Origin of the sequence: Halomonas kalidii (assembly GCF_030010475.1) — a bacterium.
GTDB classification, from domain to species: domain Bacteria; phylum Pseudomonadota; class Gammaproteobacteria; order Pseudomonadales; family Halomonadaceae; genus Halomonas; species Halomonas heilongjiangensis.
This window is the reverse complement of sequence record NZ_JASCQN010000006.1, coordinates 1-1,783: the sequence shown is the minus strand read 5'-3', so window position 1 is coordinate 1,783 and position 1,783 is coordinate 1. Positions and strand designations below refer to the sequence as shown.

At 55.7% G+C, this 1,783-nt stretch carries 1 rRNA gene; it reads right to left on the bottom strand.

Annotated elements, in window-relative coordinates:
• Positions 1 to 74: 74 nt before the first annotated feature.
• A 16S ribosomal RNA gene (locus QLQ85_RS00435) occupies positions 75 to 1,612 on the bottom strand.
• Positions 1,613 to 1,783: the final 171 nt, after the last annotated feature.

The window sequence follows — 1,783 nt, the reverse complement described above, 5'->3', positions numbered from 1 at the left end:
ACCCAAACAGTCTTTGCTCTGGCCGATCAGGTAATTCATTGTGAGCACTTGCCGACAGCCGGTGACGTCGTCGATAAGGAGGTGATCCAGCCGCAGGTTCCCCTACGGCTACCTTGTTACGACTTCACCCCAGTCATGAACCACACCGTGGTGATCGCCCTCCGAAGTTAGGCTAACCACTTCTGGTGCAGTCCACTCCCATGGTGTGACGGGCGGTGTGTACAAGGCCCGGGAACGTATTCACCGTGACATTCTGATTCACGATTACTAGCGATTCCGACTTCACGGAGTCGAGTTGCAGACTCCGATCCGGACTGAGACCAGCTTTTCGGGATTAGCTCCACCTCGCGGCTTCGCAACCCTTTGTACCGGCCATTGTAGCACGTGTGTAGCCCTACCCGTAAGGGCCATGATGACTTGACGTCGTCCCCACCTTCCTCCGGTTTGTCACCGGCAGTCTCCCTAGAGTTCCCGACCGAATCGCTGGCAAATAGGGACAAGGGTTGCGCTCGTTACGGGACTTAACCCAACATTTCACAACACGAGCTGACGACAGCCATGCAGCACCTGTCACTCGGTTCCCGAAGGCACTCCGCCGTCTCCGGCAGATTCCGAGGATGTCAAGGGTAGGTAAGGTTCTTCGCGTTGCATCGAATTAAACCACATGCTCCACCGCTTGTGCGGGCCCCCGTCAATTCATTTGAGTTTTAACCTTGCGGCCGTACTCCCCAGGCGGTCGACTTATCGCGTTAACTGCGCCACAAAGTCCGCGAGGGACCCAACGGCTAGTCGACATCGTTTACGGCGTGGACTACCAGGGTATCTAATCCTGTTTGCTACCCACGCTTTCGCACCTCAGTGTCAGTGTCAGTCCAGAAGGCCGCCTTCGCCACTGGTATTCCTCCCGATCTCTACGCATTTCACCGCTACACCGGGAATTCTACCTTCCTCTCCTGCACTCTAGCCTGACAGTTCCGGATGCCGTTCCCAGGTTGAGCCCGGGGCTTTCACAACCGGCTTATCAAGCCACCTACGCGCGCTTTACGCCCAGTAATTCCGATTAACGCTCGCACCCTCCGTATTACCGCGGCTGCTGGCACGGAGTTAGCCGGTGCTTCTTCTGTGAGTGATGTCCTTCCTCGAGGGTATTAGCCCCAAGGCCTTCTTCCTCACTGAAAGTGCTTTACAACCCGAAGGCCTTCTTCACACACGCGGCATGGCTGGATCAGGGTTGCCCCCATTGTCCAATATTCCCCACTGCTGCCTCCCGTAGGAGTTCGGGCCGTGTCTCAGTCCCGATGTGGCTGATCATCCTCTCAGACCAGCTACGGATCGTTGCCTTGGTGAGCCATTACCTCACCAACCAGCTAATCCGACATAGGCTCATCCGATAGCGCAAGGTCCGAAGATCCCCTGCTTTCTCCCGTAGGACGTATGCGGTATTAGCCTGGGTTTCCCCAGGTTATCCCCCACTACCGGGCAGATTCCTATGCATTACTCACCCGTCCGCCGCTCGTCAGCAGGGAGCAAGCTCCCCCTGTTACCGCTCGACTTGCATGTGTTAGGCCTGCCGCCAGCGTTCAATCTGAGCCATGATCAAACTCTTCAGTTTAAAGTCTGATAGTTCCTAAGGTGGAACCAAACCTGGCTCAAGGGTCAAACGTTCTCAAAAAGACCCGAAAGTCTTTGACGAGTCGCTTGCCTTGATGGTTCTGTGACTGGTCACCGACCCATCGACAAGCGCCCACATGAATTACCTGATCGATTGTTAAAGAGCGGCTCC